The organism is Candidatus Palauibacter sp. (genome assembly GCF_965237495.1).
In the GTDB taxonomy this organism is placed as follows: Bacteria; Gemmatimonadota; Gemmatimonadetes; order Palauibacterales; family Palauibacteraceae; genus Palauibacter.
Window position 1 is genome coordinate 4,195,385 of record NZ_OZ250143.1, and the last position, 21,170, is coordinate 4,216,554.

Sequence of the window (21,170 nt, forward strand, 5' to 3'; positions counted from 1 at the left end):
GGCGCCCGGCTGCCCCCGCTTTTGACACGGAGCAGGGCCGCGGGGTAACATCGCTGGCCTCCCGGGGCGGTAGCTCAGTTGGCTAGAGCGCTGCGTTCACATCGCAGAAGTCGGGGGTTCGAGTCCCTCCCGCCCCATCAGTGAGCAGTTTGGACGCCGCGCGGGCGTAGCTCAGTTGGTAGAGCGTCAGCTTCCCAAGCTGAAGGTCGCCGGTTCGAGACCGGTCGCCCGCTTTATAAGCCCCCGTCCCCCGGGGGCTTTCGCTTGAGCCGGGGCCTACCAGGAAGGTGCCGCGTCGGTTCCTTCCGCTCTGCTGCCCGAGAACGTGCCCACGAGTGTCTCCGGCATCCCTTCAGCGTGCACGTGAAAGGTGCCGGACACCTCGTCCTCCGACAGCGCGCCCTCGAACGTGAACACGCCGGTCTGCCCCCGATCCACGACGCTGACCGTGAACCCGAAGGCGTCGCCGTCGACCCGGATTTCGTCCGCCGACTGGCTGTAGCTTTCTCCTTCCGCCTCGCCGGTCCACGTGCCCGTGACAGTGCCGTCGTCCTGCGACTCGAGCGTCCAGGTCATGGCGATCTCGGGCGGCATGTCCTCCAGCCTGCCCGTGACGTCCCACGTCCCGACAAGTCTCGACTCCTGGCCTGCCAGGGTGCCGACCAGCACGGCCATCGTCCCCAGGCTCGCCAGCAGTCCTACTCCGGCCCGCGCGACACCGCGACCGATGCTCGTCATCGTTTATCTCCCTTCCTGGGGAACAAGGATCAATATCGGGACCGTACGCCGCCCAATCGGGTAGGGTTTCGGCGTACTGCCCACCGTTGGAAGGTTCCAGGGAGCGGGCTCAACGAAACAAAGGCGGTGCCATGCGGAAGCTCCGGGTTGCGGCCCTCTCGATTTCAGCAGCGGCGTGCGGGACGGGGACCGAGGTGGCCCGCGGCCCGGAGGTGGTGACCGACACGATCGGCGACACCATCGTCGTCCACACGGTCTCCGGGAGCGTGTGGGGCAGCGACGCGACGCTGGTCCCGGAACTCTCGATCGGCGAGATGGACGGCGCCGACGAATACCTGTTCGGCAGCATCGCCTCGATCGCGGTGGACGACGACCACAACGTCTACGTCTTCGATAGGCAGGCGCAGCACGTCCGCATGTTCGACACCGAAGGCAGCTACGTCAGGACATGGGGAGGGCCCGGGCAGGGTCCCGGTGAGCTGCAAAGAGCCGAGGCGATGGCCGTGCTTCCCGATGGCCGGGTCGTCGTCCGCGACCCGGGCAACGTGCGCCTGCAGGTGTATGGTCCCGGCGAGGAATCGTCGCAGGAGTGGCCTTATACCACGGGATATTATACGTCCAGCCCGCTGTGGACGGACGATCAGGGGAGGACGTACGCACCGGCCCGTGATCTCTCTCAGCCGCAGGCGTCCTTCGGGGATCTCCTCGCCGTGTTCGATCCTGACGGAACGCCCCGCGACACGATCTTGCCACCCCACGGGGAGTTCGAAGGGGAAACGGTCACCGGAGAAAGAGACGGCGCCAGAGTGACCTACGGAGTACCCTTTTCGCCGCGTGCGATCTGGGCGGTCCACTCCAGCGGACATTTCGTCAGCGGAATCTCTTCAGACTACAAGATCGATCTTGAGTTGCCCGAAGGGGTTCTCCGCATCGAGCGTACGTATGAACCTGCCCGCGTCTTCCCTCGTGAGGCGGATCACAGGCGCGCCCAAACCGAGCGGGGTATCGGCATGTCGATCCCGGGATGGACGTGGGACGGACCGTCGATTCCGGACACGAAGCCACCTTTCACCGGGCTTTTGTCCGGCCGGGATGGTCGGATATGGGTGCCAGTCTCGACCGAGGCACAAGAGGTCGAGAACGAGGACCACGACCCGGACAACCCATTCTCTGCACCGGTGAATTGGAGATCGCCCCTCCGCTTTGACGTGTTCGAAGCGAACGGAACCTACGTGGGCGCCGTGAACCCGCCCGGAGACTTCTCCCCCAACCCCTCACCCGTCTTCGAGGGCCACGACGTGTGGGCTGTCAGCCGGGACGATCTCGGCATCCAGCGCGTCGTTCGATACCGAATCACCCTCGAGTCGGACCCCTGAGGACGGGCTACCGCGTTACCTTGATCAAGCGTGGCGGCACCCGCAGTCTTCTTGGGGGTCGCACCCGGAGGGGTGGCAGAGCGGCTGAATGCACCGGTCTTGAAAACCGGCGGGCGAAAGCCCACGTGGGTTCGAATCCCACCCCCTCCGTATCTTCCTCTCTGCTGGGTCCCACAAGACTCCCGTCGGGCTTGCTATCAACGCTAGCGGATCATTACTCTTGTCGCAATCAAGAGGCATGACGCATGGCGAATATCACGATCCGCAACCTGGACGACGACATACGGACCCGCCTGCGAGTGCGGGCGGCGGGCAACGGCCATTCGATGGAGGAGGAAGTGAGGCAGATCCTTCGCAAGGCCGTGGGGCGCGCGGGGAGGTCCCGAGATCTCACGAGCATCATCCGCTCCCACTTCGGGCCGACGAACGGAGTGGACCTGGAGTTGCCGCCGCGGGAGTCGGGGCGCGAGCCGCCTTCCTTCGAGTGAGTCCGCAGGCCATGGGCACGCTGCTCGATACGAACGTCGTCTCAGAACTGATCCGCACGTCGCCCGAGCCCGCCGTCACGGGCTGGGCCTCGGGCCATCTCGTGGAGGACTTGTTCTTTTCGGCGGTGAGCGAGGCGGAGTTGCGCTACGGCGTGGCGATCCTCCCGGTGGGCCGCCGCCGCGACACGCTGTTGTTCGAGATCGAGGCCATGCTCCGGGACGCCTTCGAGGACCGGGTGCTCCCCTTCGACAGCGATGCCGCTCGCGCGTACGGCCACATTGCGGCCAAGCGCCGCTCCTCCGGGCGTCCCGTTTCGCCGGCGGACTGCCAGATCGCGGCGATCGCGGCATCTCGCCGCATGACGGTGGCGACGCGCAACGTTCGTGATTTCGAGGGCATGGGTATCGAGGTCGTGGATCCCTGGGCAGCGACTTGAGCACCCCGACCAAAACCTCCCCCACCCCCTCCGCCGGAATCCCACCCTCTCCGCACCCCGTCATCCCCTGCGGGCCATGTCAGGCCTTCCGCCTCACCGTATTATCTCCCCCCAACGCGGTGAGGCGCGGAACGAGGTCGGTCCCACGATTGTCTGACGGGCTCCTTCCGTCTTGAGGCCAAACCATGGTGGCTGGAGACGATCAGCTTGATCCACACGGATGCGAAAAGGCGCGTCGCGATCACCGGCGTCGGGATGATCACATCCATCGGCCTGGACACGGACGCCACCTGGGACGCGCTTCTCCGCGGCGTGAGCGGCGCGGGTCCGATCACGCTGTTCGACGCGTCCGACCAGGCCGTTCGCTTCGCCTGTGAAGTGAAGGATTTCGATCCGCTCGAATATCTGGACAAGAAGGGAGCGCGCCGCGCGGACCGGTTCCTGCAGTTCGCCATTGCCGGGGCGGCCCAGGCCATGGAACAGGCGGGGTTCGGCGATGGGTTCGCCCACCTGAACCCCGACCGGACGGGGGTCATCGTCGGCGTGGGGATCGGGGGGCTCCCGTTGCTGGAGGCCCAGCACAGGAAGCTCCTGTCCCGGGGACCCCGCGCCATCTCCCCCCTCCTCATACCGATGTTCATCCCGGATATGACGACGGGACTGCTGTCCATCCTGTACGGGGCGCGGGGCCCGAACTACGCGACCGTGTCGGCCTGCGCTTCCAGCGGCCACTCGCTCGGACTCGCCTTCCGCTCGATCAGGAGGGGAGAGACCGATGTGATGATCGCCGGGGGCACCGAGTCCGCTATCACTCCACTCGCGGTCGCCGGTTTCGCAGCCATGGGATCGATGTCGATGCGCAACGACGATCCGGAGAGAGCCTGCCGCCCCTTCGACGCCCATCGGGACGGTTTCGTGCTCGGGGAGGGGTCCGGGATGCTGGTGCTCGAGGAACTGGAGCACGCGAGGGCGCGCGGCGCGGAGGTTCTGGGGGAGATCGTGGGCTTCGGGCAGAGCGCGGACGCGTACCATATGACGGCTCCCGCTCCGGACGGAGTCGGCGCCCGTCTGGCCATGCGGCAGGCGCTCGAAGACGGGGGGCTCACCCCGGCCGACGTAGACTACGTGAACGCGAATGGCACTTCGACTCCCGCCGGTGACGCCGCCGAGACGAAGGCGCTAAAGGACGCGCTGGGCGATCACGCGCGATCGATCGTGGCGGGCTCGACGAAGTCGATGACGGGCCACCCGCTCGGGGCGGCCGGAGCGATCGATGCGGTCATCTCGATGCTCGTCTGCCAGCACGGCGTGATTCCTCCGACGATCAACTTCGAGGAGGCCGATCCGGAGTGCGATCTCGAGTACGCGCACCGCGGCCCCCTGGAGCGGTCCGTTTCGGTGGCGCTGTCAAACTCCTTCGCCTTCGGCGGACACAACGCCTGTCTCGCGATCCGCCGCTGGGACGGCAGGTAGCCCTAAGGGCGGGGTTGCTTGCCATATGGCGGCGCTGTGCCGGGAGCACGGAATCTCCGCCATCCTCACGAACGACCGCGACTTCGCCCGGTTCGAAGGCCTCGAGGCGCGCTACCTCGCTCGGGCGGGGGCCTGACCGAGAGCACCCCCGGGCTGACTCCCCTCGGCTACTCTCCGAACATACGCCTGTAAAGCCGGAGATTGTGCTCCGCCGTCAGCTTCGGAATCTGGATCGCGTTCACCATGAGCCAGCCGAAGATGCCGATGCCCCAGATGATGGAGATCGTGTAGAGCGCGAACATACGTCGCACCATGGCGTCAAATCCGCCAAAAAAATCCCCCATCTCGGCACCCGCGAAACTCAGGAAGAGCCAGACCAGGGTCGCGAGCACGGCGCCGGAGATCACAAGTTGCGCGACCCCCTGTTGCCGTCGTCCCAGATAGAAGTTGTGTGCGCCGAGAATGCCGAAGAGCGCCAGGAGAATGTAGGCGACGATCGGTGACTGCTTCTTCGCCTCGTACTCGACCATCCGCTCGTCCATATTTCCGACCTTTCTGTTTCCGTGAAGACATATACTAATGTCGTAGTTGGTCACGGCACCGGCAACGTCGGAGGCGGGCCGCTTTGGCGCGAACGCCTTGCGGGCTCAGCGGCCCTCGGGCGACAATGCGCCTCGCGCCGGGCCCGGCCTGCCCCGGCGCCACGCTACAGATACCTCAGGCCGTCTCCAGGAGTTCAGGTATGCGCTACTCGACACTTCCAGCTGCCGGCGTCCTGCTTGCCGCCTCACTCGCCGCGACGCTTCCCGCTTCGCTCTCCGGGCAGGACCTGTTCGACCGGGTCCAGGCCGAGGTCGCGTCGATGGAGAAGCTCACGCAGGTGATGGTGGACAAGATCTTCTCCTTCTCGGAGCTGGGGCAGCAGGAGTTCGCGACCTCCGCCTACGTGACGGGCATCCTCGAAGAGCACGGATGGGAAGTCGAGCGAGGTTCGGCCGGCATCCCCACGGCCTGGTTCGCGCGCTGGGGGTCGGGTTCGCCCGTGATCTCGTTCGGGAGCGACATCGACGGAATCCCGAAGGCGAACCAGAAGCCGGGGGTCGCGTGGCACGACCCGCTCGTGCCCGGAGCGCCGGGGCACGGGGAGGGGCACAACTCCGGCCAGGCGGTCAACGTCACCGCCGCGCTCGCCCTGCAGAAGGTGATGCAGGAGGAGGGGATCGAAGGGACGCTCGTGCTGTGGCCGGGCGTGGCCGAGGAGCAGCTCGCGAGCAAGGCGTGGTTCGTGCGCGACGGCTACTTCGAGGACATGGACCTCGTCATCTTCACCCACGTCGGGAACAACCTCGGCGTGAGCTGGGGCCAGGCCAACGGAACCGGCCTCGTGTCGGTGGAGTTCAGCTTCGCGGGCGAGGCCGCGCACAGCGCCGGTTCCCCCTGGCGCGCGCGCAGTTCCCTCGACGCGGTGGAGCTGATGAACGTGGGCTGGAACTTCCGGCGTGAACACCTCCACCCCAACCAGCGCTCCCACTACATCATCCCCGACGGCGGGGACCAGCCGAACGTCGTCCCGCAGACCGCCTCGGTGTGGTACTACATCCGCGAGATGGACTTCGACGACATCCTCCGGAACTACGAGATCGCGAAGAATATCGCCGCGGGCGCGGCGCTGATGACGGATACCGAGATGACGTATCGGGTGCGGGGCGCGGCCGCCCCGCGACACTTCAACAAGGTCGTCGCGGAGACGATGTGGGAGCACATCGAGCATGTGGGTCTCCCGGAGTGGAGTGAGGACGACCAGGCGCTGGCCCGCGCCGTGCAGGCCGAGGTCGGGAACGACTCGACGCCCGGTCTGAACACCGAACTGGATGAGATCGGAGCGCCGCCCGAGAGCGAAGGCGACCGCCGGAGCGGCGGGTCGGACGACATCGGGGACATCGGCTGGACGGTGCCCACGGTCACGCTTCGGTTCCCGTCGAATATCCCCGGCCTCCAGGGCCACCACTGGTCGAACGCGATCGCGATGGCCACGCCGATCGCGCACAAGGGCGCGACGGCGGGCGCCAAGGTGCTGGCCCGCACCGCGCTGCAGCTGTTCATGGAGCCGGATCTCGTCGAGGAGGCGTGGACGTACTTCCGGGAGGTCCAGGGGAAGGACGAGCAGTACCAGCCGTTCATCACGGCGGACGATCCTCCGCCGACGGACCTCAACGTCGACATCATGGCGCAGTTCCGGCCCCTGCTCGAACCGTTCTATTTCGACGAGACGAAGTACGACACGTATCTGGAACAGCTGGGGATCACCTACCCGACGCTGCGCCCCTCGGGCGATCGGGAGCCGCGCTGACGACGATGTGCGACAGCGTCGCCATCATCGGAGCGGGGAACATCGGCCGCGCCATCGCGGAGGGACTCGTGGCCGCGGGCTCGTACGCCCCCGCGGAGGTCCATGTCACGCGCAGGCGCGTGGACCGGCTCGCGGACCTCGCGGAGCGGGGCTTCCGGGTGTCGGCCGACAACCCTGGCGTCGTGGCCGCGTGCGACACGGTGCTCGTCGCGGTCCAGCCGCAGGCCCTGGACGCGGTGCTGACGGGAATCGCTCCGCGGGTGGAGGCCGGACGGCACCTCCTCGTGTCAGTGGTCTCGGGCGCGTCGATCGCGGCGATCCGCCGGCACGTGGGGCCGGATGTCCCGATCGTCCGGGCGATGCCCAACACGGCGGTCGCGCTGCGCGAGTCGATGACGTGTCTCGCGGCGGAAGCGGCCCACGCGGGGGCGCTGGACCGCGTGGCGGAGTTGTTCCGGGCCGTCGGAGCCACGCTCGTCATCGACGAGGAACACATGGTCCCCGCCACCGCGCTCTGCGCCTGCGGCGTGGCCTTCTTCCCGCGGGCGGTGCGCGCCGCCTGCCAGGGCGGCATCGAGATCGGTTTCCACCCCGAGGAGGCGCTCCGGATGGCGGCCCAGACCGCGCTGGGCGCCGCGGCCCTCGTGCGGGACCGGGGGCGGCACCCCGAACGCGAGATCGACAGCGTGACGACGCCGCGCGGCTGCACGATCGCCGGCCTCAACGAGATGGAGCACCGGGGGCTTTTCCTCCGCTTTCATCAAGGGGATCACGACCTCCGCCGTGAAGGCGGAGTCGCTGTACGCCGGTGACTGATCGCGCGCGCGGCGCCCGGGCTGCCCGGTCTTCGTGACCGCGCAGACGCTGTACATCACGGCCGTCCTGTGCCTCGTCATCGCGGGCACGGAATGGCTCGTGCGGCGGAGTTTCCTCCGCCACGGCGGCACCGCGCTGATGGTCATCATCTTCACGGCGCTGATCGCGAACTTCGGTCTGCTCCCGACCTCCTCGACCGATGCGAACCCGGTCCCGGCCTACGATGCGATCTTCCGCGCGGTCGCGCCGCTCGCGATCGTGTGGCTCCTCCTCAAGGTCAACCTGCGCGACATCCTCCGCGCCGGGCTGCCGATCATCACCCTCTTCCTCATCGGATCGCTGGGGACCGTGGTCGGCGTGATCGCGGGCATGGCCCTCGTGGACGGACCGGAACGGATCGGTCCGCTGTTCGGGCCGCTGGGCGGCATGTTCACCGGCACCTACACGGGCGGCAGCGTGAACTTCAACGCGGTCGCGCTCGAGTACGACGTGATGCGCGAGGGCGTGCTGTTCGGCGGCGCGTCGGCCGTGGATTCGATCATGACGACGGTGTGGATGGCCGCGACGATCGCGATTCCCCGCTGGCTCCGGCCGCACTGGCCGCAGTCGCGGAGCGCGGTGCCCGGATCCGCCAATGCCGGTTCGGACTCCGCCGAGCGGGCCCCCGACCTCGGTATCACCGAGGACACCGAGCGCGTCCATCCGGTCGATCTGGCTCTGGTCCTCGCGATCGGCTTCGGGACGCTGTGGGCGTCGCAGCGGCTTGAGGCCTGGACCGCCGCCATCGGGTTCCCGATCCCGGACATCCTGATCCTCACCGTGATCGCACTCATCCTGGCCCAGTTCCGCGCCATCACGCGGCTGGCGGGAAGCCGGACGCTGGGCCTGTTCTCCGTCTATCTCTTCCTGTGCGTGATCGGGGCGCATTGCGACGTACGGGCGCTGGCCGACATCGGTCCGCTGGGTCTCGCGCTCCTCGTCTTCACTCTAACCATCGTCGTCGTACACGGGCTCATCACCTTCGGCGCCGCCCGTCTGCTGAGGCTCGACGTGGACATCGCGGCGGTGGCTTCGCAGGCCAACGTCGGCGGCGGGACGTCCGCGCTCGCGCTGGCACGCAGCCTCGGGCGCGGCGATCTCGTGCTCCCGGCCGTATTGATCGGGTCGCTGGGGAACGCCGTCGGCACCTTCCTCGGCCTGTCGGTCGCGCGCGTACTCCCGGCGTGGTTCGGATGAGGCAAATGAGAAGCAGATGAAGGAACGGAGGATCCTCGCCATGCGGTTCTCAACGTTGATCACCGTGGGGGCGGCGCTCGCCTCGACGGCTTCCGGGGTCGCGGCCCAGAGCTACGACCTCGTCCTCTCGGGCGGCCGCGTGATGGACCCCGAATCCGGGCTCGACGCCGTGCGCCACGTCGGGATCCGCGGCGGGACCATCGCGGCGATATCCGAGTCCCCGCTCGATGGTGCGACCGTCGTGGATGTGTCCGGCCTCGTCGTGGCACCGGGTTTCATCGACCTGCACGCGCACGGCCAGGACCTCTACACCAGCCAGCTGCAGGCGCGCGATGGGGTCACGACGGCGCTCGAACTCGAGGGCGGCACGGGCGATGTGGAGGAGTGGTACGCGAGCCGCGCCGGCAGGGCCGTCATCCACTACGGCGCCACGGCCTCGCACGGGGCCGCCCGCCGCCTCGCCCTCGGCGGCCGGGAGGAGGCCGTGCGGCAGGCGGCCGATCTCGAACAGGTCTCGGTGATGGAGAACCGGATTCGCGACGAACTCGGCCGCGGTGCGCTCGGGATCGGCTACGGCATCCAGTACACGCCGGGGGCGCGGCGCGAGGAGATCCACCGGCTGTTCGAACTCGCGGCGGAGGAGGGCGTGACCAACTTCGTCCATATCCGCTACGCCGGGATGGTCGAGCCGGGAAGCTCGATCGAGGCGGTGCACGAGATGATCGCGAACGCGGCGGCGACCGGCGCCGGCGTCCACATCGTTCACATCGGGTCGAGCGGTCTGGGGCAGGTGCCGACGCTCCTGGCCATGATCGAGGGCGCCCAGGCACGGGGCGTGGACGTCACGACCGAAGTCTATCCCTACACCGCCGCATCCACGGACATCCGGGCCGCCATCTTCGACCCCGGCTGGCGGGAGCGGTTCGGCTCCGACTACGGCGACATCGAGTGGGACGCGACCGGCGAACGCCTCACGGAGGAGACATTCAACGAGCGCCGCCAGACGGGCGGTCGCATCATCGCGCACATCATCCCGCAGGAGATGTTCGAATTCGCCCTCGCGCATCCCATCGTGATGGTGGCGAGCGACGGCGTTCCGTTCGTCGACGGCAACGGCCACCCGCGTGGGGCCGGTACCTTCGCCCGCGTGCTGGGCCGCTACGCGCGAGACGAGGGGCTCCTCACCCTGATGGACGCGATCCGGAAGATGACGTTGATGCCGGCGCAGCGGCTCGAGGCGTATGTCCCGCAGATGGCGGCCAAGGGCCGGATCCGGGTGGGGGCGGACGCCGACGTCACGATCTTCGACCCGGAGACGGTCATCGACAACGCGACCTTCAAGGCGCCCACGCAGCCATCCACGGGCATCGAGCATGTGATCGTCGGAGGCACGTTCGTCGTCCGGGACGCCGAACTCGTCGAGGCGGTGTTCCCCGGCCAGGCGATCCGCCGCGACTAGCACGGGCCGTGCCAGGCGGCGGCCCGCGCCAGTCGGCCCGAGACCTCGCGCAGCCGCAGCCACTCGCTCTCGGGGGTTGGGACTTCTGTCGGCGGCGCCGCGGCACGGCTTATTCTTCGCGCCCCCGCTCGTGACGGGGTGATGGTCGGTATGTGAAACGGGTCGGCGCCGGTGCCGACATCCCAGCTCGGAGGTCCGCTCCCATGTGGTCGATCACAGTGAGAATGCCCGTCGCGCGAAGCGCCTGGCCGTTGCTCCTGGCGCTGATTCTCGCGCCCCAGGCGGCGGAGGCCAGCGCCGCCAGCCCCGCGGCGCCGGTTCAGGCAACGCCGGACGGTGACGAGGGCGGCGACCAGGAGACGTCGCCCTACCAGTCGATGCGGTGGCGGAACGTGGGGCCGTTCCGCGGCGGGCGGGCCGTGGCCGCGGCCGGCGTCCCCGACGACCGGCTCACCTACTACATGGGCACGGCCGGCGGCGGCGTGTGGAAGACCGCCGACGGCGGCATCAGCTGGCGCAACGTCACGGACGGCTTCGTCGCCACCTCGTCCGTGGGCGCCGTGGCCGTCTCCGAGTCCGACCCGAACGTGGTCTACGTCGGAATGGGCGAGCACTCGATCCGCGGCGTCACGACCTCGCACGGCGATGGCGTGTACCGCTCCACCGACGCTGGACGGACGTGGAAACACATGGGACTCGCCCCGACGCGGGCCATCTCGCGCATCCGGATTCATCCCGACGACCCGGACCTCGTCTACGTCGCGGCGCAGGGCTCCCCCTTCTCCCCCACACCGGAGCGCGGGATCTACCGCTCGGAGGACGGGGGAGAGAACTGGGAACTCGTCCTCCGCGTGGACGAGAACACCGGCGCCTCCGACCTGGCCATGGACCGGACCAACCCGCGCATCCTCTACGCCTCGATGTGGGACCACCACCGGGAGCCGTGGTACATCCGGAGCGGCGGCCCCGGTTCCGGCTTCTGGAAGTCGATGGACGGCGGGGATACGTGGGAAGAGATCAACCAGGGCCTCCCCGAGATGATGGGGAAGACGGCGATCGATGTGTCCCCGGCGGATCCCGACCGGGTGTGGGCCCTGGTCGAAGCCGACGCGGACGTGGACGGCGTGTACCGCTCGGACGACGGCGGGAAGACGTGGGCCCTGATGAGTTCGGAGCGCGAGCTGCGCGGCCGGGCCTGGTACTACGTCGAGATCTACGCCGACCCGGAGGACCGCGAGACCGTCTATGTGATGAACTCGCCCTTCCTCAGGTCGATCGATGGCGGCCGCACCTGGGAGACGATCCGGACGCCGCACGTCGACCACCACGACCTGTGGATCAATCCGTTCGACAACCAGGTCATGCTCACCGCCAACGACGGGGGAGGGACGATCTCCTTCAACGCAGGAGAGACCTGGTCCACGCAGGAGAACCAGCCCACCGCACAGATCTACCGGCTCGCGGTGGACAACCAGTTCCCGTACCGGTTGTACGGCGGCCAGCAGGACAACACGAGCGTCGCGATGCTGGGCTGGGCGACGCACGCCGGCGGGCTCGGCTGGAAGGACTGGTTCGACGCGGGCGGTGGGGAATCGGCCTGGGTCGCCTTCGACCCCGACAATCCGCGCTACCTCTACGCGACCTCGATTCAGGGCGTGATCACCGAGTTGGACACCGAACTCTGGTCCTCGCGCAGCGTGCAGGCGTACCCGCAGTTCCAGCTCGGGATGGACGCCGAGGACATGCGCTACCGCTGGAACTGGAACGGACCCGTCGTCGTGTCGCCGCACGACCCGACCGTGATCTACCACGGCGCGCAGCACCTGCTGCGGTCGAGCGACCGGGGCGTGACGTGGGAGGAGATCTCGCCCGACCTCACCCGCAACGAGCCCGCGAAGCACGTCGCGGCCGGCGGCCCGTTCACCAACGAGGCGGCCGGCGGCGAGGTCTACAACACGATCTTCACCATGGCCGAGTCTCCGCTGCAGGCCGGGACGATCTGGGTCGGGGCCGACGACGGCCTCGTCCACATCACGCGGGACAACGGGGGGGCCTGGACCGACGTCACGCCCGCCGGGATGCCGGAGGGCCTGGTGAATTCGCTGGACGCGTCGCCACACGAGCCGGGAGGCGCCTACATCACGCTCAGCCGCTACAAGTTCGACGACTTCACGCCCTACATCTACAAGACGGCGGACCATGGCGAGAGCTGGGACCGCATCGACGCCGGAATCGGGGCGGACCAGCCGGAGGCGTGGACGCGGGTGGTGCGCGAGGACCCCGAGCGACGCGGGCTGCTCTACGCGGGCACGGAACTCGGGATGTACGTGAGCTTCGATGACGGGACCTCGTGGCGGAGTCTGGATCTGAACATGCCCCTCACCTCGATCACGGACCTGCGTGTGCAGGCGGGAGATCTCGCCGCGGCGACACAGGGGCGCGGGTTCTGGGTGCTCGACGACCTCTCCCCGCTCCGGCAGCAGGCCGAAGCCGAGGCGGCGGAGGGGCGGCACCACCTGTACACGCCCTCGACCGCGTACCGCGTGAACGAGGGACTCGGCGGGGCGGTGGGCCCGACCACCACGGGCCGGAACAAGACGCCCGGGGTCGCGATCGACTATGTCGTGGGCGGCGCGCTCGAGGATGAGATGCTGGCCCTCGAGATCCTCGACGCGGCGGGCGCGGTGATTCGTACCTTCACGACCGACACGACGATGACCGCCGATGGGATCCGGTACACCCGCGCGCCGGCCGCGCCGGGACACAACCGCGTGTTCTGGGACCTGCGCGTGGAGAGCGGACCGCGGATCGCGGAGTCGTATTCCTTCTTCGGGGACGCGCAGGGGTATCGCGTGATGCCCGGCCGATACAGCGCGCGCCTTGCGGTGGGGGAGGCGCCGGCACAGACCCGTGAGTTCGAGGTGCGCGGCGATCCGCGGATCGCCGCCTCTCAGACGGATTTCGCGGCCAACGGGCGGTTCCTCGAGTCGGTGTTCGAAGTGGTCGTGGCCCTCCACGGCGGCGTGAACGACATCCGGGATGTGCGTGCACAGGTGAACGAGGTCGTCGCGCAGGCGGGGGACGTCGGACTCGCGGGGGCGGAAGCGCTCGAGACGGCGGGGGCGACGCTCGCGGACTCGATCACGGCGCTGGAGGACCGGCTGTTCCAGAAGCGCCGGGCGGCGCAGCAGGACATGGTCGCATACGAGGCGTTGCTGAACATGCAGCTGACCTCGCTCATGGGAGAGGTCGACGGCTCCGACCTGCCGCCGCGCGCGGGGGTGCTCGAGCGGTGGCGTGACCTGGAGGCGGAGTGGGCGGTGGAGGAGGCCGCGCTCACACGCGTGCTCGGAGACATGCTCGACGCCTTCAACCGGCTCGCGCGCGAGTCGGGCGTCCCGGCCGTCATCACGCGGGGCCGGCCGCGGGCCGTCTCCTAGCGGCGGTCGGGGCCGGGGCAGCGGGCGCGTGGCCGGGCGGCTGGCCTTCGAAGGGGGCACGCCCGTCTGTACGGAGCCGTGGCCGTCTTGGCCGCGCTGGGGTGCGGCCGAGCGGCGCGCGCTGGTCGAGGTGCTCGAGTCGGGTCGGTGGGGCCTGGGCGGCGGGGCCGTTCCGGAACTCGAGGCGCGCTTCGCCGCGCTGCACGGCGCCCGCTACGCGGTGGCGTGCTGCAACGGGACGGTGGCGATCCAGCTCGCGCTCCTGGCGGCGGGGGTGCGGCCCGGCGACGAGGTCATCACGAGCCCGTACAGCTTCGTGGCGACGGCCCACGCCGCCCGGGCGCTGGGCGCCGTTCCGGTCTTCGTGGACGTGGAGCCGGGCACGCACAACCTGGACCCGGAGCGGATCGAGGCCGCGATCACCGGGCGCGCGGCGGCGATCCTGCCCGTTCATATCGGCGGACGCCCGGCCGACATGGACCGCGTGAACGAGATCGCCGCCCGGCGCGGCCTCCGGGTCGTCGAGGACGCCGCGCAGGCGTGGCTCGCCGGCTGGCGCGGCCGCGCCGTGGGCACGCTCGGCCAGGCGGGCGCGTTCAGCTTCCAGTCGAGCAAGAACCTCACGGCCGGCGAGGGCGGGATCGTCCTCACCGACGACGAGGCGCTGTACCGGCGGGCATGGTCGTGGCACGACTGCGGCCGCGAGCCGGGGGGCGCGCCGCACGCGCACGCCCCCGACGGCTCAAACCTCCGGATGACCGAGTTCCAGGCGGCCCTGCTGCTGGCCGGGCTGGAACGCCTTCCCGCGGAGCAGGCCACGCGCCGGCAGGCCATGGATGCGCTGGCCGCGGGGCTGAGCGCGTTGGACGGCGTGCGAGTGCCGGATCCCGATGAGCGGATCACGGCCCACGGGTGCCACATCTTCATGGCCCGGCTCGACGAGTCGCGAGTCCGGGCGGACAAAGACTGGGTCATCGAGGCGCTGCGGGCGGAGGGGATCCCGGCCCACCCCGGCTACACGACTCCGCTGCAGCGGGGTCTGCCGGTGTGCGAGGCGCTGTGCCAGACGACGATCTGGATCAAGCAGGAGGTCCTGCTGGCCGGGGCCGCCCGGATGCGGGATGTCGTGGACGGGTTCGCGAAGGTCCTGGCGGCGGCCCGGGCGGCACCACGAACGGCCGAATCGCGGCGATCCGCCACATCCGCCGGTGTAGGCCGACCCGATCGCCAGGTATCACCGGAGACGAGCGGACAGAACCGATGAAGAGCTACCAGTTCGGCGAGTACGGCGCGCCGCTCGAGTTGGCCGAGGCGTCGACCCCGGAACCGACAGGGACCGAAGTGCTCGTCCGCATCCATGCCTGCGGCGTCTGCCACAGCGACGTGCACCTGTGGCAGGGCTACTTCGAGATGGGCGGCGGCCGGAAGCTGGACGTGCGTGCCGTGCGCGAACTGCCGTTCACGCTCGGACACGAGATCGTGGGCGAGGTCGCGGCCGCCGGGCCCGATGCGGACGGCGTCTCGATCGGCGACCGCCGGGTCGTCTTCCCCTGGATCGGGTGCGGCGCGTGTGGCTTCTGCTCGAGCGCGCGCGAGCATCTCTGCAACCGTCCCCGCGCCCTCGGCACGCACCTCGACGGCGGGTTCGCGGACCACGTCCTCGTCCCGCATCCGCGCTATCTGTTCGACTACGGGGACGTCCCGGCCGAGCTGGCCTGCACCTACGCCTGCTCCGGCCTCACCGCCTACAGCGCCCTCCGGAAGGCCGAGCGCTGGCTGAACGATCAACTCGTCATCGTGGGCGCGGGCGGCGTCGGTTTCGCCGGCATCCAGCTCGCGAGGGCGCTGTTCGACGCCGAACTCATCGTGGTCGAGGTCGATGCCGCCAAACTGGACGCGGCCCGGTGGGCGGGCGCCGCGCACGTCGTTGACGCCCGGAAGGACGACGCGGCAAAGCAACTCAAGCGGCTCACGAACGGAGGCTGCGCTGCGGTGGTCGACTTCGCCGGCTCCACGGCCTCCGCCGGGCTCGGCTTCCGGACCGTCGCCAAGAGCGGCGGCCTCGTGGTCGTGGGGCTGCTCGGCGGCTCCCTCTCCGTGCCCCTCCCCCTGCTCGTTCTCAAGGACCTCACGGTCGAGGGGTCCGACCTCGGCAGCCTCCAGGAGATGGCGGAGTTGATGGCGCTCGTCCGCTCCGGGCGTGTCGACCCGATCCCCTACACGACGCGACCCATGGCAGAGGCGGAGTCGAGCCTCCGCGACCTGGAGGCGGGTCGGGTGGTGGGGCGGATCGTCCTCACGAACTGACCGCCGGACCGCGAATCAACCCGTGCCGATCCGGGTGATGCCTTTCGCCACGTTCCCGAACGGTAAACTTCTGCCGCCCTTCCGCCTCAACACATCAAAATGTTCCCGAACGGGCAAAATAACTTGACATGCGGCACGAGAGTGGGTGATATTCCCGGTCGGGAATATATCATGAGAAAACGAAACGTCACGCCTGCCGATATCGGTGAAATCGTCCGGGCAACGCGCAAAGACGCGGGGCTACGCCAGCATGAACTTGCGGGCGCAGCGGGGGTGGGCCTGCGCTTCATCGTAGACCTTGAAGCGGGAAAACCGACCGCGCAGATCGGAAAGGTCCTTCAGGTTCTTGCGGCGCTCGGCTGTTCGGTCGACATCATTCCCCCACCGGAAGCCGACGCGACCGGACCGGCAAACGTCCGCGAAACATGAACCGCGTTCTCGACATCTGGTGGGATGGGCGAATCGTCGGGCATCTGACACAGCCCCGACCTGGCGCTCTGGAGTTCGGGTACGCGGACGACTGGCTGCGGGACGACCAGACCCCGCCGCTGTCCGTGTCGCTGCCCAGACGCGCGGAGCCGTTTCCCCGCCGCGAATGCCGCCCCTTCTTCGCCGGCCTCCTGCCGGAGGAGAGCCAGCGGGACCGCGTGGCGCGAACGCTGGGGGTATCCTCCCTGAACGACTTCGCCCTCCTCGATCGCCTCGGCGGCGACGTCGCCGGGGCGCTCCAACTGCTATCTCCCGGAGAATCGCCAGCGGAGCCTGACGCGGACTATTCGCCCAAACCGCTCGACGAGGCGGAACTGCTCGACGTCCTCAACACTCTGCCTTGGCGTCCCCTGCTCGCCGGCGAGGAAGGCCTGCGCCTCTCGCTCGCCGGAGCCCAGTCGAAGCTGCCCGTCGTCATGGTCGAAGATGTGATCGCCCTTCCGGCACCGGGGCAGCCCACGACCCACATCCTGAAGCCGGCGATCCCGGACTTCTCCCACACGACCGAGAACGAAGCCTTCGCGATGCGCCTCGCGCGCGCCGTCGGCCTGCCCGTCGCCGCCGTGGAGCCTCGAAAGGTGGGGGACAGGACGTTGCTCCTGGTCGAGCGGTACGATCGATCGGCCGGCCCGGACGGCCGTGTCCGCCGCATCCATCAGGAAGACTTTTGCCAGGCCCTCGCGGTACCCCCCGAAATCAAGTACGCGGGTGAGGGCGGGCCGACTCTGGGGGACGCCTTCGCGCTCCTGCGCCAGGTCGCGGCCCGACCCGCGGTCGAGATCCTCAAGCTCCTCGACGCCGTGGTCTTCAATCTGATCGTGGGCAACGCCGACGCACACGGGAAGAACTTCTCCATCCTCCATGACGCGGCCGGACCGCGCCTCGCACCGCTCTACGACCTCGTGATGACGGTCGCCTATCCGGAACTGGCGTCCACTCTTGCCATGCCGATCGGCGGACGCACGAGGCTGGCCGAAATGGACCTGCGCGGTTGGGCCGCCTTTGCGAGGGAAGCGACCGTGGGACTCCCTCTGATCCGCCGGCGTGTCACCGAGATCACAGGGTCCGTGATCCAGCGCGCCCGGCATGTAGCCGATGCGCTGATCGTGCCGGGACTGGATGGGGAAGTGCTCGGCGGGGTCGCCCGGACAGCCGTCACCCGGGCCGAGCGATGCGCGACCTCAATAGGAGACCGGGGAGAATGACAGCAGCCTTGCGCCTCCGAAACACCTGCTTGCGAACTGACCGCCCGCCCGCGGCTCAGCAGTCGACGATCTCGATCCGGTCGGGCGCATTCGGCACCGCGCACAGGAACTCGAACGGCTCGTCCCCCACCGCGTCGTACGAGTGGGGCGTGCCGGCCGGGATGTAGACGACGTCCCCCGATTTCACGTCGTGCACCTCGTCCCCGATCGACACCCGCGCCCGCCCGCGCAGGACGTACTGCTCGTGTTCCACGGCGTTGGTGTGCCGCGGCATCCCGCCGCCCGGCTGCATGACGAAGCGCCGCAGCGCGAAGTTCGGCCCCTGGTCCGGCCCGATGAGAACCTGCGTTTCGGTCCCCGACCCGGCGGCGACGGGCATGAGACCGAACTCCGAGACGTTTCGAACGCTCACAACGATCCTCCTCGATTCTGCGTTTCGGTGCGGAAACTTGCCCCCGTGCCGGGCCCGTCGCCAGATTCGATGGCCTCGCGGGCGTAGCTCAGTTGGCAGAGCGTCAGCCTTCCAAGCTGAAGGTCGCCGGTTCGACCCCGGTCGCCCGCTTTTTCCTCTACCAATCCGTCAGAGGAAATCCCACGGGTTCGCGACGACGAGATCGAGTCCCCCGAAGTCCGTCACATTCCTCGTCGCCACCGACAGGTCGTGCGCCTTGGCCGTTCCCGCGATGAGCGCATCCCCCAGGTCGAGCGCACGTCCCTTCCGACGAGCCTCCGCACGAAAGCGCGCGGCCCAGGCGGCTGCCTCGGTGCCCACGGAAAGAATGCGATCTTCGTATCGCTGAATGAACTCCGACAACACGTTTCGTAACGTGTCTCGCCGCCTTCCGTGGGGCAGGACGAGCAGGCCGAATTCCAGTTCGTGCAACACGAGAGTCGACAACCAGAGGTCGTCTCGTGCGGCGAGGAACGCGACCACCGGCGGGGCGGGAGTCGGCCTCGTCAGCTCCGAGATCACGTTGGTGTCCAGCAGGACGCCATTCACTCGCCGTCGTCCGAAGCGAAGGGGATCTCTCGCCGCGACCCTCGCTCCCGGGGGATATCGAGGTTCAGTCCGCGAGGCACGTTGTCGACCAGCCATCGACCGAGGGGCTCGCGGCCGGGAGCCTTCTCACGCCACATGCGTTCGGACACGACGACGAAGGCCCTTCGCACCCCGATGCGCTGCGGTCCCTGTTCATCGGCGAGCCGCAGAATTTCGGAAAGACGAGCCTTCGCTTCGGCGACCGTCCATGTGCGGGCGAACCCGGGAGTGTCCACCGGCATGCCTCCTACCGTGGTGGTATTAGTCCAACATATACTAGTTCAATATGGATCAGTTCGCAGCTCAAGCCAACCGTAAGCCGCCGTCTCGCGGGCAGTCATCATCCAACTGAGCTTTGACGTGTGCGTTCGGAACCGCCGTTCTCCCAAGCGACGGATGTGACCGATGGCAGCAGGCACAGGCGACACCCACCAGGCGATCCAGTACCAGCCCGACGAGACGCCGCCCTACCGGATCGCCATCGGACTCGGACTCCAGTACGTCGTACTCACCATCGCCGCCATCGTCATCACGGTGGCGATCGTGGTCCGGGCGGCGGGCGCCACCGAGTCCTACCTCGCCTGGGCGAGTTTCGCGGTGCTGCTTGTGAGCGGCGTGACGACGGCCGTCCAGGCCCGGCGCATCGGACGCGTCGGGGCGGGATACGTCCTCCTCATGGGCACGTCCGGCGCCTTCATCGCCGCTTCCGTGACCGCGCTCGTCGAGGGCGGCCCCGGCCTCCTCGCGACGCTCGTCATCGCCTCGTCGCTCTTCCAGTTCGGGCTCGCGTGGAAGCTTGCGTTCCTGAGGCGGATCATCACGCCCGTGGTCGCGGGCACCGTGATCATGCTGATCGCGGTGACGATCATGCCCCTCCTGTTCGACCTTCTGCGCCAGGTGCCCGAAGGCGCGAGCCCCTCGGCCGCGCCGGTGACGGCCGGCGTCACGATCCTCGCCATTATCCTCATCGTGCTGCGGGCCGGCGGCATGATGCGGCTGTGGGGGCCGGTGATCGGCATCGTCGTCGGGTGCGCGGCGGGGATCGCGTTCGGCATCTACGACTTCGGGCGCATCGCGGACGCGCCCTGGGTCGGACTCCCGAGCGGCGGGTGGCCGGGCTTCGACTTCTCCTTCGGCCCCGCCTTCTGGGCGCTGCTCCCGACGTTCGTGTTCGTGACGCTGGTGGGCGCGATCGAGACCGTGGGGGACGCCGTCGCGATTCAGCGCGTCTCGTGGCGCGAGAAGCGGGCGACGGACTTCGGAGCGGTGCAGGGGGCGGTCGCCGCCGACGGCCTGGGGAATCTCCTTTCCGGGCTGCTCGGAACCGTCCCCAACACGACCTACTCGTCCAGCATCTCCCTCGCAGAGATCACCGGCGTCGCGGCCCGTCGCGTGGGCGTCTGCATCGGGGTCACCTTCTGCGTGATCGCGTTCCTGCCGAAGGTCGCCGCGGTCGTGCTCGCCATCCCCGATCCCGTGCTCGCGGCCTACGGGCTCGTTCTCATCGCGATCCTGTTCGTGATCGGAATGCGGGTCGTGGTGCAGGACGGCATCGACTATCGGAAGGCCGCGATCGTCGGCGTGTCGTTCTGGGCCGGGGTCGGGTTCCAGGAAGGGGCCTTCTTCACCGAGAACCTCGGTCCCCAGGTCGCCCCGCTGCTTGAGAACGGGATGACGGCCGGAGGGCTGGTCGCGATCCTCCTCACGGCCCTGCTGGAGCTGACAGGGTCACGGCCGTTGCGCGTCGAGACGACGCTGAATGTGGAAGCCCTTCCCACCATCCGGAACTTCCTCGACAAGTTCTCGATCCGTCGCAAGTGGCCCATGGAGATGAGCGACCGGCTGCTGCAGGCCGCGGAGGAGACGCTCCTCCTCCTGCTCGAGCAGGCCAAACAGGACGAGGACAGTGGGGACCGGCGCCTGCGCCTTCTCGCCAGAAAGTGGGGGCAAGGTGCCGAGCTGGAGTTCATCGCCGCGGGTGGCGAGGGGAACATCCAGGACCAGATCGCGGTGCTGGCCAGCCACGGTACGGCGGAGCCGCGGGAACACGAACTCTCCCTCCGGATTCTCCGACACCTGGCCACGTCCGTGAGGCACCAGAAATACCACGACGCCGACATCGTGACCCTGCACATCGAAGGTCCCACGCGGGGAGGATAGCCGTCCGCAAGATGCCGACTGCGTCGTGTGCGTGCGTCGCTGTGCTGGCGCTGCTCTCGCTGAACGCGTGCGAGGTGCCCGACGCCACTGCGGATTCACCTCTGAACTGGACCTTCACGCCGACGCTGCGGCTCGGGTCGACCTCGGGTCCGGACGC

General features: G+C 68.7%; 19 protein-coding genes and 4 tRNA genes. 18 read left to right on the forward strand and 5 right to left on the reverse strand.

The window, feature by feature from the left end:
• Positions 1-63 precede the first annotated feature (63 nt).
• Positions 64-137: transfer RNA gene (locus tag ACPXY0_RS18485), tRNA-Val, on the forward strand.
• A 23-nt stretch (positions 138-160) separates the two neighbouring features.
• Positions 161-233 (forward strand) — tRNA-Gly (locus ACPXY0_RS18490).
• 43 nt (positions 234-276) lie between these two features.
• On the opposite strand, the gene ACPXY0_RS18495 is transcribed toward ACPXY0_RS18490, so the two are convergent.
• Positions 277-738: a hypothetical protein gene (locus tag ACPXY0_RS18495; protein ID WP_423927132.1), complete on the reverse strand. Its 462-nt coding sequence runs from the start codon at positions 736-738 to the stop codon at positions 277-279.
• Positions 739-869: 131 nt separating this feature from the next.
• Between ACPXY0_RS18495 and ACPXY0_RS18500 the strand changes: the two genes are divergently transcribed.
• From ACPXY0_RS18500 to fabF, 5 genes are all read left to right on the forward strand, one after another.
• A complete protein-coding gene (locus tag ACPXY0_RS18500) occupies positions 870-2,114 on the forward strand; it encodes a 6-bladed beta-propeller (protein ID WP_423927134.1) in 1,245 nt (414 codons plus the stop codon).
• A 66-nt stretch (positions 2,115-2,180) separates the two neighbouring features.
• A tRNA-Ser gene (locus ACPXY0_RS18505) sits at positions 2,181-2,264 on the forward strand.
• 95 nt (positions 2,265-2,359) lie between these two features.
• Positions 2,360-2,602, forward strand: a complete 243-nt coding sequence (locus tag ACPXY0_RS18510) for a FitA-like ribbon-helix-helix domain-containing protein (RefSeq protein WP_419934503.1) — start codon at positions 2,360-2,362, stop codon at positions 2,600-2,602.
• Positions 2,599-3,039 (forward strand): type II toxin-antitoxin system VapC family toxin, encoded by a 441-nt coding sequence (locus ACPXY0_RS18515; RefSeq protein WP_423927136.1) that lies wholly within the window; start codon positions 2,599-2,601, stop codon positions 3,037-3,039. The genes ACPXY0_RS18510 and ACPXY0_RS18515 overlap by 4 nt, the downstream gene beginning before the upstream one ends.
• Positions 3,040-3,246: 207 nt before the next feature.
• Positions 3,247-4,512: a beta-ketoacyl-ACP synthase II gene (gene fabF, locus ACPXY0_RS18520; protein WP_423927138.1), complete on the forward strand. Its 1,266-nt coding sequence runs from the start codon at positions 3,247-3,249 to the stop codon at positions 4,510-4,512.
• A 167-nt stretch (positions 4,513-4,679) separates the two neighbouring features.
• On the opposite strand, the gene ACPXY0_RS18525 is transcribed toward fabF, so the two are convergent.
• Positions 4,680-5,042 (reverse strand): TM2 domain-containing protein, encoded by a 363-nt coding sequence (locus ACPXY0_RS18525; protein WP_423927140.1) that lies wholly within the window; start codon positions 5,040-5,042, stop codon positions 4,680-4,682.
• A gap of 212 nt (positions 5,043-5,254) precedes the next feature.
• Between ACPXY0_RS18525 and ACPXY0_RS18530 the strand changes: the two genes are divergently transcribed.
• From ACPXY0_RS18530 to ACPXY0_RS18570, 9 genes are all read left to right on the forward strand, one after another.
• On the forward strand, positions 5,255-6,862 hold the full coding sequence (locus ACPXY0_RS18530; protein ID WP_423927142.1) for an amidohydrolase: 1,608 nt from the start codon (positions 5,255-5,257) through the stop codon (positions 6,860-6,862).
• Between the two features lie 5 nt (positions 6,863-6,867).
• On the forward strand, positions 6,868-7,674 hold the full coding sequence (proC, locus tag ACPXY0_RS18535) for a pyrroline-5-carboxylate reductase (RefSeq protein ID WP_423927144.1): 807 nt from the start codon (positions 6,868-6,870) through the stop codon (positions 7,672-7,674).
• Positions 7,675-7,711: 37 nt separating this feature from the next.
• Positions 7,712-8,914, forward strand: a complete 1,203-nt coding sequence (locus tag ACPXY0_RS18540) for a DUF819 domain-containing protein (RefSeq protein WP_423927146.1) — start codon at positions 7,712-7,714, stop codon at positions 8,912-8,914.
• 16 nt (positions 8,915-8,930) lie between these two features.
• Positions 8,931-10,373, forward strand: coding sequence for an amidohydrolase family protein (locus tag ACPXY0_RS18545; RefSeq protein ID WP_423927148.1), 1,443 nt, complete (start codon positions 8,931-8,933; stop codon positions 10,371-10,373).
• Positions 10,374-10,576: 203 nt separating this feature from the next.
• A complete protein-coding gene (locus tag ACPXY0_RS18550; protein WP_423927150.1) occupies positions 10,577-13,813 on the forward strand; it encodes a WD40/YVTN/BNR-like repeat-containing protein in 3,237 nt (1,078 codons plus the stop codon).
• Positions 13,814-13,841: 28 nt separating this feature from the next.
• Entirely contained in the window at positions 13,842-15,077 is a 1,236-nt protein-coding gene (locus ACPXY0_RS18555; RefSeq protein ID WP_423927152.1) for a DegT/DnrJ/EryC1/StrS family aminotransferase, read from the forward strand.
• Positions 15,074-16,120 carry an alcohol dehydrogenase gene (locus ACPXY0_RS18560; RefSeq protein ID WP_423927154.1) on the forward strand — a complete coding sequence of 349 codons (1,047 nt, stop codon included), beginning with the start codon at positions 15,074-15,076 and terminating at the stop codon, positions 16,118-16,120. Before ACPXY0_RS18555 ends, ACPXY0_RS18560 begins: the two co-directional genes overlap by 4 nt.
• Positions 16,121-16,291: 171 nt before the next feature.
• Positions 16,292-16,549 carry a helix-turn-helix transcriptional regulator gene (locus ACPXY0_RS18565; protein WP_423927156.1) on the forward strand — a complete coding sequence of 86 codons (258 nt, stop codon included), beginning with the start codon at positions 16,292-16,294 and terminating at the stop codon, positions 16,547-16,549.
• Complete coding sequence (locus tag ACPXY0_RS18570; RefSeq protein WP_423927158.1) at positions 16,546-17,814, forward strand: type II toxin-antitoxin system HipA family toxin; 1,269 nt, start codon at positions 16,546-16,548, stop codon at positions 17,812-17,814. Before ACPXY0_RS18565 ends, ACPXY0_RS18570 begins: the two co-directional genes overlap by 4 nt.
• Positions 17,815-17,869: 55 nt before the next feature.
• Here the strand turns inward: ACPXY0_RS18570 and ACPXY0_RS18575 are convergent, their stop codons facing one another.
• Entirely contained in the window at positions 17,870-18,226 is a 357-nt protein-coding gene (locus ACPXY0_RS18575; protein ID WP_419934517.1) for a cupin domain-containing protein, read from the reverse strand.
• A 77-nt stretch (positions 18,227-18,303) separates the two neighbouring features.
• Between ACPXY0_RS18575 and ACPXY0_RS18580 the strand changes: the two genes are divergently transcribed.
• Positions 18,304-18,376: transfer RNA gene (locus ACPXY0_RS18580), tRNA-Gly, on the forward strand.
• An 18-nt stretch (positions 18,377-18,394) separates the two neighbouring features.
• On the opposite strand, the gene ACPXY0_RS18585 is transcribed toward ACPXY0_RS18580, so the two are convergent.
• Together ACPXY0_RS18585 and ACPXY0_RS18590 are read right to left on the reverse strand one after the other, a co-directional pair.
• Complete coding sequence (locus tag ACPXY0_RS18585) at positions 18,395-18,814, reverse strand: PIN domain-containing protein (protein ID WP_423927161.1); 420 nt, start codon at positions 18,812-18,814, stop codon at positions 18,395-18,397.
• Positions 18,811-19,089, reverse strand: coding sequence for a type II toxin-antitoxin system prevent-host-death family antitoxin (locus ACPXY0_RS18590; protein ID WP_420464129.1), 279 nt, complete (start codon positions 19,087-19,089; stop codon positions 18,811-18,813). Before ACPXY0_RS18590 ends, ACPXY0_RS18585 begins: the two co-directional genes overlap by 4 nt.
• Before the next feature lie 169 nt (positions 19,090-19,258).
• Between ACPXY0_RS18590 and ACPXY0_RS18595 the strand changes: the two genes are divergently transcribed.
• On the forward strand, positions 19,259-21,013 hold the full coding sequence (locus tag ACPXY0_RS18595; protein ID WP_423927163.1) for a uracil-xanthine permease family protein: 1,755 nt from the start codon (positions 19,259-19,261) through the stop codon (positions 21,011-21,013).
• Positions 21,014-21,170 lie beyond the last annotated feature (157 nt).